13 protein-coding genes are annotated in these 16,920 nt (G+C 44.9%); all 13 read left to right on the plus strand.

The features are described from left to right. The first annotated feature begins 28 nt into the window (after positions 1 to 28). The 13 genes from LOZ80_RS36465 to LOZ80_RS36520 all read left to right on the plus strand — a co-directional run bounded on the left by LOZ80_RS36465 (position 29) and on the right by LOZ80_RS36520 (position 16,833). Positions 29 to 778: a helix-turn-helix transcriptional regulator gene (locus LOZ80_RS36465; RefSeq protein WP_238169055.1), complete on the plus strand. Its 750-nt coding sequence runs from the start codon at positions 29 to 31 to the stop codon at positions 776 to 778. Between the two features lie 233 nt (positions 779 to 1,011). Next, positions 1,012 to 3,321 carry an FAD-dependent oxidoreductase gene (locus LOZ80_RS36470; RefSeq protein WP_238169056.1) on the plus strand — a complete coding sequence of 770 codons (2,310 nt, stop codon included), beginning with the start codon at positions 1,012 to 1,014 and terminating at the stop codon, positions 3,319 to 3,321. Between the two features lie 141 nt (positions 3,322 to 3,462). Further along, positions 3,463 to 3,687 (plus strand): hypothetical protein, encoded by a 225-nt coding sequence (locus LOZ80_RS36475; protein WP_238169057.1) that lies wholly within the window; start codon positions 3,463 to 3,465, stop codon positions 3,685 to 3,687. 302 nt (positions 3,688 to 3,989) lie between these two features. Next, positions 3,990 to 5,045, plus strand: coding sequence for a peptidyl-prolyl cis-trans isomerase (locus LOZ80_RS36480; protein WP_238169058.1), 1,056 nt, complete (start codon positions 3,990 to 3,992; stop codon positions 5,043 to 5,045). A 130-nt stretch (positions 5,046 to 5,175) separates the two neighbouring features. Then, positions 5,176 to 6,192: a right-handed parallel beta-helix repeat-containing protein gene (locus LOZ80_RS36485; protein WP_238169059.1), complete on the plus strand. Its 1,017-nt coding sequence runs from the start codon at positions 5,176 to 5,178 to the stop codon at positions 6,190 to 6,192. A 101-nt stretch (positions 6,193 to 6,293) separates the two neighbouring features. Beyond that, positions 6,294 to 7,277 carry a hypothetical protein gene (locus LOZ80_RS36490; protein WP_238169060.1) on the plus strand — a complete coding sequence of 328 codons (984 nt, stop codon included), beginning with the start codon at positions 6,294 to 6,296 and terminating at the stop codon, positions 7,275 to 7,277. A 127-nt stretch (positions 7,278 to 7,404) separates the two neighbouring features. Next, the gene (locus LOZ80_RS39635) at positions 7,405 to 7,539 is read left to right on the plus strand and encodes a dockerin type I domain-containing protein (RefSeq protein ID WP_443147095.1); all 135 of its coding nucleotides are present in this window, start codon (positions 7,405 to 7,407) and stop codon (positions 7,537 to 7,539) included. A gap of 277 nt (positions 7,540 to 7,816) precedes the next feature. Next, complete coding sequence (locus LOZ80_RS36495) at positions 7,817 to 8,746, plus strand: ABC transporter permease (protein ID WP_238169061.1); 930 nt, start codon at positions 7,817 to 7,819, stop codon at positions 8,744 to 8,746. Beyond that, the gene (locus LOZ80_RS36500) at positions 8,740 to 9,600 is read left to right on the plus strand and encodes a carbohydrate ABC transporter permease (RefSeq protein ID WP_238169062.1); all 861 of its coding nucleotides are present in this window, start codon (positions 8,740 to 8,742) and stop codon (positions 9,598 to 9,600) included. The genes LOZ80_RS36495 and LOZ80_RS36500 overlap by 7 nt, the downstream gene beginning before the upstream one ends. A gap of 102 nt (positions 9,601 to 9,702) precedes the next feature. Then, complete coding sequence (locus LOZ80_RS36505; protein ID WP_238169063.1) at positions 9,703 to 11,247, plus strand: type 2 periplasmic-binding domain-containing protein; 1,545 nt, start codon at positions 9,703 to 9,705, stop codon at positions 11,245 to 11,247. 35 nt (positions 11,248 to 11,282) lie between these two features. Next, positions 11,283 to 13,553, plus strand: a complete 2,271-nt coding sequence (locus LOZ80_RS36510) for a glycoside hydrolase family 95 protein (RefSeq protein WP_238169064.1) — start codon at positions 11,283 to 11,285, stop codon at positions 13,551 to 13,553. A gap of 134 nt (positions 13,554 to 13,687) precedes the next feature. Beyond that, entirely contained in the window at positions 13,688 to 15,415 is a 1,728-nt protein-coding gene (locus LOZ80_RS36515; RefSeq protein WP_238169065.1) for a sensor histidine kinase, read from the plus strand. Beyond that, a complete protein-coding gene (locus tag LOZ80_RS36520; RefSeq protein ID WP_238169066.1) occupies positions 15,412 to 16,833 on the plus strand; it encodes a response regulator transcription factor in 1,422 nt (473 codons plus the stop codon). Before LOZ80_RS36515 ends, LOZ80_RS36520 begins: the two co-directional genes overlap by 4 nt. Positions 16,834 to 16,920 lie beyond the last annotated feature (87 nt).

Raw genomic sequence — 16,920 nt, forward strand, 5'->3', positions numbered from 1 at the left:
AAGAACGGCCCAGCTCAAGGAAAGAGGTGTGCATGGCCACGACATTGTCATTCCGTTCCGCGATGAGCCCCATCCGCATGCGGCTATCCCAGTAGACGCTGAAATGGAAAGACGACTGTCATTCGCGCTTGAATCTGGACAGCGGGATAAGGCTGCCAAAGTCATTGATGAGTGGATCATACAGGGGATTGATCAGGCGAAAACGCGTGACGAGGTGCACGAGAATGTGATGTTTCTAAGCGCTTTGCTTCTGCGTACGATACAGGCGCAAGGTTGGCCGCTCAAGGAAGTGCTTGGGGAGCAGTTTGCTTATTTCCAAAACCTGCCTACACTCTTGTCGAAGGAACAGATTGTCAAATGGCTTCATGAGACGGTTGAGGGCATCACCTGGTACGTAAACGAGCGCAAAAGTACGAGTCGGCATGCGTTGGTTGCGACGATGATCGAGTTTGTCGAGGCGGGCATTAACGAGGATATCGGTCTTCACGAGGCTGCAGGCAAGCTATACATTAATCCTTCGTATTTATCTAGGCTGTTTAAGCAGCATATGGGCCAGACGTTCACTGCCTACATCGTCGAGCGCAAAATGAAGCTCGCTTTACAGTGCTTGCAGGATGGGATGAAGGTATCGGATACGGCAAGCCTGCTCGGCTACCGCGATTTCAGTTATTTCACCCGTGTGTTCCGCAAACATTTCGGTATGACACCTGCCGATGTGAAGAGCGCCAAGGGAATTCAGTCCGCCGACAAGCTGGATCATACCAATGTACATAACTAACAGGTTGTAACCGAATAGGAGGCTCTGAAAAGCTAGCAAACACTTGTGTTTGCTGGCTTTTTGCACGTCTTGACGCTACTCCCATGATAAATCATCACGGATTTTTTGTATGAATTTGTTCTATTAAATACAATGTTTTGTTAATTGTTGACGAAATACTGAGGGGCTATAGTAGGTGTATAAGCAGAACGCTATAATTTCTTCAACAAATATCTTTGAATGGAGAGGAAGCATTGAAGAAGACATCAGAAAAATATCAAGTCGTCGTGGCTGGTGGAGGACTTGCTGGCTTTTGTGCAGCTGTTGCTGCTGCTCGTCATGGTGCGCAAACATGTTTGATTCAGGATAGACCTGTTTTTGGAGGTAATAGCTCATCTGAAGTACGCGTTACCCCTCATGGTGCAGCTAATTTTCATGCGTACGCTAGAGAAACAGGCATTCTTTCTGAGTTGCTAATAGAGGAAAGAGCACGAAATCACGAAGAGATTTTCGAGAACGGATGGACGAATAGCGTTTGGGATTTAACTATGTATGATATGGCCATGAAAACGCCTAACTTGTCATTTCACTTAAACACTTCTGTTCAAGCTGTTGTCAAAGATGGTGACCAAAAGATTAAATCATTACTTGTTCGTGTCGCTAATGCTGAAACAGAAATTGAAGTTTCAGGTGATATTTTTATAGATTGCACGGGTGACGGCGTTGTGGCGGATTGGGCTGGCTGTGAATGGCGAATGGGTTCCGAGGGTCGCGATGAGTTTGGTGAACCGCATGCTCCCGAAACAGCAAGTGGAGATACGATGGGGAACTCGATTCATTTTAAAACGGTGAATATGGGGCGTCCCGTACCTTTCGAAGCGCCAGATTGGGCAGTAAAGCATGAAGATCCAAGCTTTTTCTATGATCAAGGCAGACATACGTATGATATCCGAGGTGGATACTGGTGGATTGAGATCGGGGTACCTTGGCATACAATTTATGATTCCGAGGATATTCGTCACGAATTAACCCGCCATACCTTGGGAATTTGGGATTGGATCAAAAATAAGGATCCGAAAACGAAGGAATTAGCAGCCAATTATGCCCTCGACTGGGTGGGTCAAGTACCAGGTAAACGTGAAAGCCGCCGTATTATGGGCGAATATTTCATGACGGAGCACGATCCGATAAATAGAACCGTGTTTGAAGACGAAATTGCCTATGGCGGTTGGTTTCTTGATCTGCACACACCAGGTGGATTGCTGGCGCCAACAAGTGAACCAGCCAGTGCTGAAGGCTATAGCGAGACAAGTGACTATGCAATTAAAAGCTACTGCGGACCATATGGCATTCCGCTGCGCATTTTACTCGCGAAAGACGTGGATAATCTAATGATGGCAGGTCGTAACGTGAGCGTTACCCATGCAGCATTAGGTACGGTACGCGTCATGGCGACAACGGCACTTATGGGTCAAGCTGCAGGTACTTCCGCTGCAATTGCTTTAAAGAACGGACTTTCAATTAAGGAAGTGCCGACAAAAGCGATAAAAGAAGTTCAGCAGAACTTGCTGCGCGACGGTTGTTTTCTACCGAATGTTGTCAACGAACACCAAGGAGATATTGCGCGTCAAGCAGTTATCACTGCGAGCAGCGAAATGCTGCTGAAAGGTGCAGGTCCAGAAACACTAGATCGATTGCCAGGACTGTTGGAATGGAACGAACCCGAAACAGACCCCAAAGAGCCTTTAAGAAATCGGCGTGGGCAATGGATAGCCATTGCATCTCCGGAAATCGAATCGTTGTCTGTTTGCTTGACGAATCATTCGGATGAGCCTCAACAAATACGTGCAGCGCTAGTGAACGTCGATCATATCTGGGATTATCGGATGGAACCTGAGAATGGATTCATTAGCTCTGCCTTACTTACTGTACCGCCAGGTGGACGCCAGTGGGTGAAGTGGAAAGCAGACCTGGGTCCGCAAGACGGATTAAAAGCTCAAAGCTATGTCAGATTGGAGTTGGACGCCCATCCTCATATTACTTGGCATGAAGCTGGCTCCATTATTACTGGCCACGTATCTGCTTTTGAAATGGGCAAAGGACGGATGCGTAGGGTTGATCGTGGTGTAACGATGAGTTATCTCATATCACCTGCCCAATCTGTGTACGGTGCATCGAACGTAATTAGTGGTGTGACACGACCGTATCAATACACGAACTTATGGAAATCGGATCCTGCACTGCCGCTATCTCAATGGGTTCAACTTGCTTGGGAGAAATCACAAATCATTAGAACTGTTGAAATTACGTTCCCAGGTCATTTGATTCGGGAATATCATGCTTACGGTCCATTCTACCGTGATCCGCAATGCGCCAAAGATTACCGAGTACAAGCCTATGTCGGTGACGAGTGGCGGGATGTAATCAGCGCGAAAGGCAATTATCAACGGCATGTTCGCCATCAGCTTGATGAAAGTGTTCTTACCTCCAAACTGCGAGTTGTAATTGATGCGACCAATGGGGATCCTTCAGCTGCGATTTATGAAGTAAGATGTTACGCGTGATGCGGCTAGGCAAGTTACTAAAAGTATCGTTTCAGAAAAAATAAGTGTCCAGTTGCGACAGCATCAGGCGAAGCTTTTTGTAATCGAAATTTCGAAGAGTTGAGTCGCATGTTTCTTTAGACATATGTTAGCTTATTACTGGTGGAAAAATCGGACGGCAGAACGATCAAGGCCGTAACGCCGCGTATCCCCTGCATTGCGGAGACAGAACATCGCATTGCAGGGGATATTTTCATTAACTGTATGGGGGATACCATGGCCGCTGACATGACCGGTTGCGAGTGCTGCTGGGGCAGCGAAGGCTTCGATGAATTCCAGGAGCCGCATGCCATTGAGGACATTCGTTACGTCAATCAGCTTTCGTAAAGTATGATTTTATTCTATTAAGTGCACCCTTTTGTTCATTGTTGCCTTCCTTAGCACTGGGTATAGTGGAGGTAGACTTACAAAGCAATTTATTAATTTGGAGGGGGGGATCTCGGGTATGGTTAATATCAAAGTGAAACAGCGAAAGTAATTTGATTAATTGTTTTCTTTTTACTTTCAATTTAGAAAGCGCTTACTAAAATCGAAGTTTTAGTGAGATTCGTTAATGCAGTGCAGTTATTAAATGCGTTGCTGCTCACATGAAACGAGTATGATGCAAATGAAAGGAGAGTATACATCCGATGAAGCCCCCTTCTGCTCATTTTCGCCAATTGTTCCTCTTGCTTTGTATATGCGGAATTTTTATGGTTACGGGGTGCGGCGTCCATACGACTCCCGCAAATGGCAATCCAACTGTCCCCATTGCAACAGTGAACGGGGCTCCTCTCCAAATCGGCGAATTCCGTTTGTTTGCACAAAAATTGCGTTCCGGCGTCATTCAGACCTTTGTGGAGAAATACAGAGCGCAGTATGGCAAAGATTTTTGGAACACAAGCTACGGAGAAGGAGGGACTCCACAGGAGTATTTGAAGCAAACGGCATTAAAGGAAGCGATAGTGGCGAAGATTATTCAGTTATTGGCCAGAGAAAATGATTTGGTTGATAAAATTGATTATTCCGATTTTGCTGTTCAGTTTCAAAAGGAAAATATGCGCAGAGAGGAAGCGATCAAAAACAAAGAACCTATTTATGGACCGGTTCAATACGAAGAAGCCGCTTATTACGAGTACTGGATGTCAAATTTAAAGCTGCAAACCATTCAGAAGCTGGCTTCCGATTCCTCCTGGAATCCAAACGATGAGGAGATTCAAGCCTACTATGAAGCAAACGTTGCTACCATGTTTCATCAGCCCGACATGTACAGCTTTAACAAAATCACGCTCCCTCTCGATGATCGGCAAGAAGCGTACAAGAAAGCACAGAATGCCAAGGAGGTGATCAGTAAAGGGAAAGCGTTTGAACTGGTGGCACAAGCCTACAATGACTCCGGAGAAGTAGAGAAAGGAATGTTTAATCCCCGCAAGATTATGGAACCTGGAATCGATGACGAAGGCTTTTTAAAGCTTCTACAGGGTTTAAGAGAAGGTGAAGTTAGCGATATTTGGGAGGAACGTGATTCTTTGCAAATTATTCAACTGGCGGAACGAATCCATGGAGGGGATAAACCGCTGGAAGAAGTACGGGATGTCGTAAAATCTGCCATCATCGAACAAAAATTGAATCAATGGGTTAGTGACCAAGCGAAGGCGGCCAAGGTAGAATTGACCTCATCGTATCGTCAGTTCACTCTAGATTGAGAAAGAGTATAAGGGACATATCAAGGGAAAAGCAAGGAAATTGTTCAAGGGAAGACAATTGAAAGCGATTACAAATAAGGTTTTCGAAAAAAGCTTGTACGATTATTTTAAAACAAGGAGAGGAATTTCAATGTTGAGACTTATACGGAAAAGCTATCTGGCTCTGATTTTCTGCATGCTGTTTGTTGCTATTCTTGGTGGGAATTTCCAGATGGCTCATGCGGCAGGTAACTCTTACTACGTGGACGCAGTCAACGGCTCGGACAGCAACGACGGTCTGAGCAACGCAACCGCTTGGCAAAGCTTGAGTAAAGTCAACAGTAAGGTGTTTATGCCGGGCGATCGGATTTTATTGAAAGCGGGAGGCGTATGGACAGGCCAATTGTACCCCAAAGGGTCAGGGACTGCTGGCAATCCCATTACGATCGATCAGTACGGTACTGGAAGCAAACCGCTCATTCAAGGGGGCGGTCTGATCGGCGGCGCGGTATATTTGAATAACCAGGAGTATATGGTCATTCAGAATCTGGAGGTCACGAACAAAAGCGACACAATGGTTGACGGCATTGCCGGTATTTTGGTAGAGGCTACCGACTTCGGCACGTTGAACTCCATCAAAATCTTGAACAACTATGTGCATGAGGTGCGTGGCGGGCACGACGGGCAAAATAAATATTTGGGAGGCATCGCCGTTCGCGCGATGGGCACTTTGGTATCGACCAGATTCAACGATGTGCTGATCGAAGGCAACCGGGTGGAGGACGTTTCCCGCTCGGGTATTGTTACGCATTCGCTATGGCGCATCCGTCCCGGCGCCAGCACCGGCTCTGGCGCCTACTCTGCCTGGACGAACGTTGTTGTCAGAAACAATTCGGTTAAGTTAACGTTCGGAGACGGTATTTTGGTTACTACCGCCGTGAATGCTTTAATCGAATACAATGTAAACAGTTATGCCAATTCCAATAATTTGGGTCTGTTCAACGCCGGAATCTGGGCTTGGAACGCCGACGGTACCATTATTCAATATAACGAAGCTTTTGCGACGCAAATACGAATGACGGGCAAGGTTTCGATATCGACTATGCTCAGGACGGCACCATTATCCAATACAACTATAGCCATGATAATGAAGGCGGCTTTGTTCTGATATGCTCCGATGGAGCAGTTGGCAAAACCACTACCAACGGCATAGTCCGGTACAACATCAGCCAGAACGATCTGGAGCGTGTCTTTCACGTATCCGGACCCTTGTTGAATACAAAAGTTTATAATAATACGATCTACTTAAGACCCGGGTTAAGTACAACAATGATCCGGCAGAGCAGTTGGAGCGGTTATCCTGACAAAACCGAGTATTATAACAACATCATTGTCAATCACGGTTCCGGCGGATATACATTCTTAGGCGGCACCAATACGAAGTTTGACTACAATCTGTTTTACGGCAACCACCCTACAAGCGAACCAGCCGACCCGCACAAACTAACCTCTGATCCGTTGTTGGCAAATCCGGGAACGGCGCTGGATCGGCATACAGTGGACGGCTACTTGCTGAAAGCAGGTTCCCCGGCATTGAATTCCGGCGTATTAATGGCAAGTAACGGCGGCAAGGACTACTGGGGCAACAGTGTATCCGCGTCGGATGCGCCGAACCGCGGGGCATACAACGGAGCCGGCATTACGTATTCCGTGCCATTTTTAAGCGACAATTTCAACGATGGAGACGCGGGAGGTTGGAACGTTGCTTTAGGCCCGGCTGCGAACTGGACGATTGTCAATGACGGAACGCCACGTTATCAGGGCAGCGCCCCTTCGGACGACTCCATCGTAACTTCCGGACAAGCTAGGTCAAATATTAGCTTGCAGACCAGGGTGAAATCTTCCGCCATGTCTTCAGACGGCTCTGTGTCTATTGTAGCCCGCTACACGGACATCAACAACTTCTACAGATTCGGTTACAGCCAAGCGTCAGGGAAATGGAGTATTTGGAAAAAGAAGGCCGGTGCTTGGACATTATTGAATAGTAGCTCACCTTTCTCGTATAGTCTGAATACGGAATACACCGTACGAGCCGTACTGAACGGTAACGCCTTAAGCTTACAGGTGGACAGCGGAAGCGGCTTTATCACGGTATGCTCCACTACAGACGCTAGCTTAACCTCAGGCTTAGTTGGTCTGCATACCTACAAAAGCATCAATTCGTATGACGACGTTATCGTAAGCCCTATATAGAAGCGTTAATGGGTTAGTGACTAAGCGAAGGCGGCCAAGGTAGAACGAGGCCACTGAAAAAGTTCGTTTCTTAGAGAAAGGTACAGTCTTTCAAGAAAGTTGAAGAGACTGTACCTTTTTTCAACGAATTGGTGGACTTCACCTTCATGGCAAAAATACAACTAGAGCCGACTGGGAGCAAGTGAACGCAGCGGATGTCAATCACGATGGTAACATCGATATCGAGGATCTTAAGTTCATTGCTCAGAAAATCTTAGAATAGCCGTTTTCGACATCAAGGAAAATGAAAGAAGAGATGCATTTTACCATGTGAAGGAGCTTACCTGCGTGCTGCGGGTAGGCTTCTTTGTGCGCTTGGCAGCGAATCGTACGAATGGGTGGATGGCATCGAGCTGGGCGAGAACGCGTGCATGATTCATACTCTATGAGTATGAATTTGTTCTATGAAGTGCATCCTTTCGTTCATTGTTGCCCTCCTTTGCACTGGGTATAGTGGAGGTAGAGAAGAAATTTAAACATATAAGGAAGGAATGGAAACAATGACACGAAAACTAAGCAGTTTCCAGTGTTGGATGCGAGAGATTTGGCAGACCAAGTCGTGGTACTTCATGTTGCTGCCAGGGCTGGCCTGGTTCTTTATATTTAAGTACATCCCCATGTATGGCGCCTCAATCGCATTCAAGGATTATAATATTTTGAAGGGGATTATTGATAGCCCTTGGGCAAACCCATGGTATAAGCATTTTGCTTCTTTTTACGAATCGCCATACTTTACGCAATTACTCTCAAACACTTTTTTGATAAGTATGTACAAATTGCTTTTCGGCATGATCCCTGCAATCCTCTTTGCTGTTTTATTGTATGAGTGCCGCAATGTCGTGTTGAAGCGGTGGGTGCAAACGATTAGCTATATGCCTCATTTCTTGTCATGGGTGATTATTTATGGTATCTGCATGGCGCTGCTTTCTGAAAGCTCCGGTTTGTTTAACGATTGGCTGCAATCTCTGCTAGACAGGAAAATCCCATTTCTAAGCTCAACGGAATGGTTTAGAAGTGTACTTATTGCTTCAGATATTTGGAAAGACTTGGGGTGGGGGGCAATTATTTATTTGGCGGCCATGTCCGCCATTGATCCAACGCTTTTCGAGGCTGCCAGGATCGATGGCGCAGGTCGGCTGCGCTTAATCTGGCATGTAACCTTGCCATCGATTCGCAATCTCATTATTTTGATGCTGTTGCTTAAGCTCGGTACGATTATGGATGCAGGTTTCGAGCAAATTTATATTATGTACAATGTTAAAGTATATGATGTAGCGGACATTATTGATACCTGGGTGTTCCGGGTAGGTCTTGAACAGATGAATTACAGTGTCGCAACAGCAGTTGGATTATTTAAGTCCGTCATTGGCCTTGTACTTATTCTTATCGCGAATCAATGCGCCAAACGATGGGAGGGGAGCATATGGTAAGAGGGAATGCGGACAGGATGATCGATATATTCATTTATGCAGTAATGCTGATCTTGTGCGTGGTATTTCTGTTCCCGCTCTTGTATGTCATATCCGTATCTCTTACACCTTACACGGAAGTGCTTAAGCATGGCGGCTATATGATATTTCCAACAAAAATTGATTTTGAGGCATACAAAACGTTATTCAACGATGATGCGATACCGAGATCATTCCGTATCAGTCTCATTATCACGGTTGGCGGTACCCTAATTTCTACATTGCTTACTGTACTCATGGCTTATCCGCTTAGCCGGAAGAAACTGAAGCTTCGATCTTTTTTTCTCCTGTATGTGGTGTTTACCATGTTGTTTAATGGGGGGTTAATCCCCACCTATTTCGTTGTTCAAAATTTGGGCTTACTGAATTCCGTATGGGCTATGATGATTCCCAATGCTTTGACAGCTTTTAATATTTTGCTTATGAAGAGTTTTATGGAAGCTATTCCGGAGGAGATCTTTGAATCCGCTAGAATCGACGGTGCCAAAGAGAATCGCGTGCTTTGGCAAATCGTTCTTCCACTTTCCGTTCCTTCGCTGTTAACCATCGGCTTATTTTATGCAGTCACTCAGTGGAACCTGTTCTTCAGTGCCATTATGTATATAACCGATACAAAGCTGTATCCGCTTCAAGTCATTGTTCGAAATATTATTACCGCAGCTTCTATTCCGAATATGAGTATAGAAATCGTTGTGCCAACAATGACACTCAATATGGCTGCTGTTGTTGTTTCGAGTGCGCCAATTATTGCTGTGTATCCGTTCATTCAGAAACATTTTATGAAAGGGATGCTCATGGGTTCGTTGAAAGGATAACCTTTTTGTTCTATGAAAATCACATATTTGTTCATTCCAATTGCAAAATGAAATTGATAATTTAATAGTGTAAGAAATATGAACAAGAAAGAAGGGGTAAATTTGAAAAGAAATGTTAAGCTTTCTATCCTATCTGTACTATTGTTAAGTAGTGTGTTAAACGGCTGCACGAGCAAGTCTCCAGCGACTTCCCCGACACCGGCAGTGAGCGCTGCTGCCACCAAGTCAACGGGACCAGTTACTATTGAAACCTCAATTAACGGCTGGGGGGTGAAAATTCCCGAAGATGATTTTCTAAAGAAAACGTTGGATGAGAAGCTCGGCCTTAATCTAAAGGTAAGTTCCGGTGCGAATCAAGAAGATTATAAGGCTCAAATGAATGTTAGAGCTGCATCGAATTCGCTGCCTGACCTGATGTACCTAGACAAAATTCAGTATCAGGAATTTGCCAAAAACGGATTGCTCTTGGATCTGGCACCTTATTTAGACAAGCTGAAGGATGTTAAGTCTGTGCTTGGTGAGGAGAATTTTAAGAAAAGTGTGGTTAATGGGAAGCAGCTCGGCTTTACACTGAAACCAAATCTCTTTGTCGAAGCATACTGGATTCGCAAGGATTGGTTGGACAAGCTGGGGCTGAAGCAACCTACAACCCCAGATGAGTTTTTTAACGTAGCGAAGGCATTCACAGAGAACGATCCTGATGGAAATGGAAAAAAAGATACGTATGGCATTACGGGTGACGCCAGCACTGTATTCAATGGCGTATTTACATTGTTCGGCACAGTCAACTCTGCTACAGCAGGTGGACCGAGCGTACCTCTGCCAGGGGGCTTCTATCTAAGGGATGGGAAGTTGATAAATTCTCTCTATGATCCAAATACGAAACAAGCGCTTGCCTATATTCAGAAGTTAATCGCTGCGAATGTTGTAGATCCTGATGCGACAAGTGCAAAAACGGCTGATGCGATGAATAAGGTATATCAAGGTAAAGCCGGAATTATATACAACAATTGGGGTCTTGTGAGAGGGGATAATCTTACTAAAATCAAAGCGGCTAATCCGAATGCGGAATGGGTGCTCATTGAAAATTTGCGAAGTCCACTTGGTGGACAAGCCGGTATTGTTGATGCGGGAGCAGCTTCCCAATATGTTGCACTGCCAGCAACACTTGCTAAAAGCCCTGAGAAGCTGGACGCGATCTTCAAATTGTTGAGCTACACATCCAAAGGAGAAGGCTCGAATTTAGTACAGTTCGGTGTTAAAGCTCGGCACTATACACAAGATGGCGACAAAATTACTTTAACGGATAAGGCAACAGAGACATCGTATTCATGGATCTACCAATTCGTGGGCCGTCCAGAACAGCAATATTTGTCTACTAAATTCCCGGCATCTGCAGATTGGATAAAGAAAAGTGTTGAACTTCCCCGTATTACCATTTTAAACGGATTCATAGATCTGCCAGAGGGTTTCCAGGCAGCTGACGTTCGGCGTTATATTGAAGAAGAATTTTTGAAGTTTGAATACGGGAAATCAAATTTAAATGATTATGACAAATTTATTCAAACATTGGAAAAGACTTTCAAGTATACGTTGCTTGTTGATCAGGCAAACAAGCAATTGAAGGAAAATGGGATCTTGAAATAAAGGTGAAGCTTAAATAACCAATGGAGGTTAGTAAGATGAACAAGATCTGGTATCGACAGCCTGCTGAGCTTTGGGAAGAGCATGCTCTTCCCATTGGCAACGGGAGATTAGGGGGAATGGTATTCGGCGGGATTGAACGTGAACGTATTCAGTTTAATGAAGAGACGCTCTTTACGGGGCGGCCTGTTCAAATAGAAGGCACCCCCTATCAGGAACTTAATCAAATTAGGGAATATTTAAAGCTTAAACAGTATGTGGCGGCTCATCGGCATGTGGAAAGAAAGTTTTTGAAGCCAGTGTCTTATGGGGATGAAAGCGATTTTGGGATGTATCAAAATTTTGGCGAAGTTCTCGTAGAGATGGAACATCCTGAAGGGAAAGTAACCGATTATCTCAGGGAGCTTGATCTTGATGAGGCGCTTGCTCGCGTTAGCTATCGGTGTGAGGAGCAGGAGTTTTATCGTGAATATTTCTCCAGTTGCCCGGATAACGTCATGGTCATGCGTTTTCGCTGCAGCAAGCCGAATGCCTTAAACATGAAAGTACATTTGGTGAGTGCGCAGGCAGGAGCGATAATTTCTTACGATCAGGCAGAATCTCGAATGACCATGAACGGGAGCATGACGAATTTGGCGTATGAAGCACAGATTCGTGTTGCGACTAAGGGAGGCACAATCGAGGCGATTAATGACGCTTTATTGATTCGTGAAGCTGACGAAGTCATGCTGCTGCTCAGCGCTGCAACGGATTACGATGCAAGTCAGGAGTCATTCCGTGGCAAGGATTATACGTCATTTAATCGGTCTTTTCTAGATCAAGCTGGAGAGAAATCGTTCCATGATCTGCTTGGAGCTCACGTAATAGATTATCAACAACTGTATAGAAGGGTCGAGTTAAAGATTGATGGGCTGGACAAAGACCACTTACCAACGGACGAGCGTTTGCGACGGTATCGAGAGGGAGAGCACGATGTCGGGCTTGAATCGCTTCTTTTTCAATACGGTCGTTACTTACTGATAAGCAGTTCACGTCCTGGCAACTTGCCCGCAAACCTGCAAGGGATATGGAACAATAGCAACAACCCGATGTGGGGCTCGATGTTCTGTTACAACATTAATTTCAATATGAATTATTGGCATGCCGAATCGACCAATCTTGCTGAATGTCATGCCCCTATGATCGATTTCATTGACCGCTTGCGGCCAAGCGGCAGGCTATCCGCGAAGGCATTTTTCAATGCCGGTGGCTGGTTTACAGCCAAGAAATCTGACATCTGGGGCTTCACGCAGCCATATGCTGCCGCTGTAAACGGGCTTTTCATCGGCGGTGCAGGTTGGTTATGCGAAGATGTTTGGCAGGTATACTGCTTTAACCTGGATCGAGCGTACTTGGTTGAAACCGCATATCCGATCATGAAGGAGAGCGCTGAGTTCTACCTCGACTATTTGACGGAGAACGAAGAAGGGCATTTGGTTTCCTCGCCCTCCACTTCGCCTGAGAATGAGTTTGTTGTTAACGGACAGATCTGTACGGTAAGCGACGGCTGCGAGATGGATCATCGAATTGTGGAGAGCTTGTTTCGCAACTGTTTGAAAGCTTGCGATATTCTTGGCATCCATGACGAATTCAGAGCGGAGTTGGAACGTGCTTTGCCGAAGGTGGCTCCGGTTCGTCTGGGGCGTTATGGGCAAATCCAAGAGTGGGAACACGACTGGGACGACCCGGAGGATCAGCATCGTCATGTTTCACAGTTATTTGGACTGCATCCTGCTTCTCTGATCTCACCAACTCGAACGCCCGAGCTGGCTGAAGGTGCCGAGGTTGTTTTGAATTGCCGAGGTGATCAAGGAACGGGGTGGAGCAGGGCCTGGAAAGTGAATCTGTGGAGTCGGCTTCAGGATGGTAATCGTGCGTATAAGCTGTTGCGAGGGACGCTGGAAGAGTTGACATTTGATAATTTGTTCAACGTTCATCCTCCATTTCAAATTGATGGCAACTTCGGGCTGACCGCAGGGATTGCGGAGATGCTCCTTCAAAGTGAGTTCGAAGGCTGTATGGATCTGCTCCCCGCGCTTCCGGATGTTTGGGAAAGTGGTTATGTGAAAGGACTAAGAGCCAAAGGCGGTTATACAGTTGATCTAAGGTGGGAGCAGGGGGGCAGATTGATTCACGCTAACTTTTATGGAAAGTCTGGTAAGCGCGGGAAGCTGCGGTCAGGTAATGATTTGGTAGAGTTTCAACTGAACGAGCAAGGTTGTTATACCTGTTCAATTGAAAAGGCTAATCTTAAATCTCATCGGGATTAGACATGGATTTTTCCCATAGCGGATGTTCTTTACAAACTAAGCTTGTCAGTACCAAAACTGGCATGCTTAGTTTTCTTTATTGGGATAAATTGTATGGTATTATATAGATGAGATAAGGAAGGAGTGAAGTGCCAGTGTTTCGATTAAAACAATGGATACCTAAAAAATTGAAATACCGGCTATTCTTTGCCTTTCTATTACTCATTGTGGCACCGTTTACATTTTTGCAAATTTACAATTACAACAAAATGGAAAATACGATTATAAACCGACTACATAAACAGAATCAGACACAGGTTAATCTGTTGAAAAGTAATTTGGAGGATATACGCTTTGCCATGCTTCAACGCTATTTGGAGCTCGAGAAGGATGAGGAGTTGACGGTGTTGTTAACTTTGGCTGATTCGAACCCAGAACGAGATGAGAAAATTATGGGGCGGATTGCTGCAAGCAGCAGTAAATTGGTACCACAGAATGAGTTTGTCAGTTATACTCTACAGGATATGAAAGGCAAGTCTTTCAAGTTTCCTTTGTCAAATCTCCAACAGGAGAGGGATTTGGATATGCCTTCTGTTTTCGCTAACCTTGAGGAAAAAGACATGCTATCCACATGGAAAATTAATTCAATTGGCTTTAGAGGAGGCGCCCTCTCCCTGTACGCCATTCTTCAAACGCGGTCCGGTGACCCGTATGCTAGAATTCGGCTAACTTTTGATGTGGAAACCTGGCTCCAGCGTTCTACTAAAAACTTACTGATACAAGGAGAAGCTTTCATTATGGATTCATCGGGCGTTGTTGTGGTTCAAACCAACCAGGGCATGCAGCTCCCTCCAACTATAAATAATAATACTATACGATCCGACTCCTCTGTGCATACATCAAAGGATATGAAAATCATCAATTCCTCTCCAATCCCTAGCCTGCAATGGACCATGATTAGTATGGTCTCCATGGAATCCTATATAGGGGATATTAGCGCAATTAAACGTTCCATCTTTGCCACTTTTGGTTTATTCGTTCTCCTTTTTATTGGGATGACGTTTGTAATTTCCTCAGCTATGACTAGACCTCTGCAAGTTCTTCAGATGAAAATGAGTGAGATGGTTCGTAAAAACTTTAATACACTTCTTCCTGAGCATAAATATGTAGGAGAATCGCTTGAATTGGTCAAGACGTTTAACAACCTGGTCAAAGATATTCGATCGTTGATTCAGCGTCTTAGAGTGGAAGAGCGTCAGAAAGAAGCCGTTCGTTTCCAGATGCTCGTATCCCAAATGAACCCTCACTTTTTATTAAATACGTTAAATATGATTAAGTTTCAGGCAATGGATAAAGATCAAAAAGAAATTAGTGAAGTTTGCGTGGCACTGGGGAAACTCCTAGAACAAAGCCTCTGTTCAGAGAAGGAACTCATTTTCCTCAAAGACGAGTTGGAATTACTTCATGCTTATATCTATATTCAATCTATACGTTATGAAGATATGTTTGCCATTCAACTAGAGGTGGAAACGCAATTGGACTACGTGCTTGTTCCTCAATTGACGCTGCAGCCATTAGTAGAAAACGCCATCTTGCATGGCATGATGTACAGGAGCAGTGGGGGGCTTATTCAAATTTCTATTTTCTGCAGAGAGAATAAGCTCGTCGTGGAGGTTGCGGATAATGGTATGAATCCAGATTCATCCTTAAATCGTAATGACAGGAAGCGAAAAGGAATTGGCCTGGCTAACTTGAAGGAGCGTTTGGAATTGTTGTTCCGGCAAGAAGGGAAGCTTGAGCTCGTTCCGCTTCTACCAGGGATGCTTGTTAGAATTGAATTTCCTCTATTAATATCCAACCCTTATCGAGGAGAAGCTCTATGATGAGAACGGTACTTCTGGTCGAGGATGAGCCTTTTGTTAGACGTACATTGCTAAAGCAAGTGAACTGGGAAGCTATCGGTTACCAAGTGATTGGTGAGAGTGGCAATGGGCGTGAAGCGCTTCAAATGCTTCTTTCTCGAAAACCTGACATTGTTATCACCGACATTATGATGCCGGAGATGAACGGGACGGAACTTTTAAAACGAGCGCGGGAAGAAGGGGTGGACTCCAAATTCATTATGCTAACCTGCATGAATGATTTTGAGTACGCGCGTCAAGCGATTGAATTTGGTGCATCGAGCTATATATTAAAGCTGTCCATGAGTATTCCGGAGTTGGAGCAGAAACTTGTGAAACTACGTGTCGAACTGGACGAGAAGGAGCAATACAATAAAATTAAGGAGCAGGAAAATATAGCAGTTGTCCAATCTGTGTATCAGAAGGTTTGGAAGAATATCGTCAACGGTAAAGAAGTGACAGATGGTTCGTTAGATCTTGAAATTGAGCGGTTCTATCCTTACGTGCAAATTTGGGCGAGTGCTTCCAGACAAGCTGAATTTCCTGCTGCCGCTGTGGACACTGAGGTTCATCGATTTTTGGATGAGTTTCAGGAGAGCAGGTTTTACTGGCACCCGGCACCTATTCAGATAGCAAGTGCAACGAACTACCCAAATTTGGTTAGCAGCAGTCTTGTACCAACAATAGAGTGGGGGCAGGCATGGAAAAAGTTGAGAGGAGCCCTGCTCGAGGCATGGTATGCAGATGAGACTCCATATATCGAACCGGACAGTATGCTTGCTGATCTTCGTTGGGAGGAAGAGAAGGCATTGCTTCTTCTGCTAGATCATGGCAAGTGGAGTGAATTTCGCAGAGTGCTTGCTGGCAGATGGGGACTTTATGCGAGGGCACGGACCGACTACCATCATGTAAAAAAAGCGGGACTAGTCATTATAGGCATGTACCAAAAACAATTTTCAGAGGCTTCAGTAGACCAAGAAATCGTCTATAGAGCATCTACCCATGCTGAATTGTTGCGAATGTTGGACGAGACACTAGAAACCTGTTTGACTTTGAAGCGGGCAGCATCTGTAGTGTATACATCGAATCGGGATGTAAATAGAATAATAGATTATATTCATCTTAATTACAGCGAGGAAATCACGCTTAAAAGCTTGGCGGAGTACGTGTCGTTTGATCCTCATTATGTAAGTGCATTATTCAAGAAGAAAAAAGGTGCAACCATTATCAACTATATCCAACAATATAGGGTGGAGCAAGCCAAGCGACTTTTGAAAGATACCATGCTGTCCATCACCGAGGTTGGTGAACGAGTAGGATTCGAAAATGACAATTATTTCATAAAAATATTTAAGAGGTTCGTCAACATGACGCCAAATCAATACCGTCAATCAAGATGAAGAAGCAAAGCCAGCAAACACTTGTGTTTGCTGGCTTTTTGCACTTCAAAACTTATTTGTCACCCGACAGGATGGGACAATAATAAA

This window comes from Paenibacillus sp. HWE-109 (assembly GCF_022163125.1).
In the GTDB taxonomy this organism is placed as follows: Bacteria; Bacillota; Bacilli; order Paenibacillales; family NBRC-103111; genus Paenibacillus_E.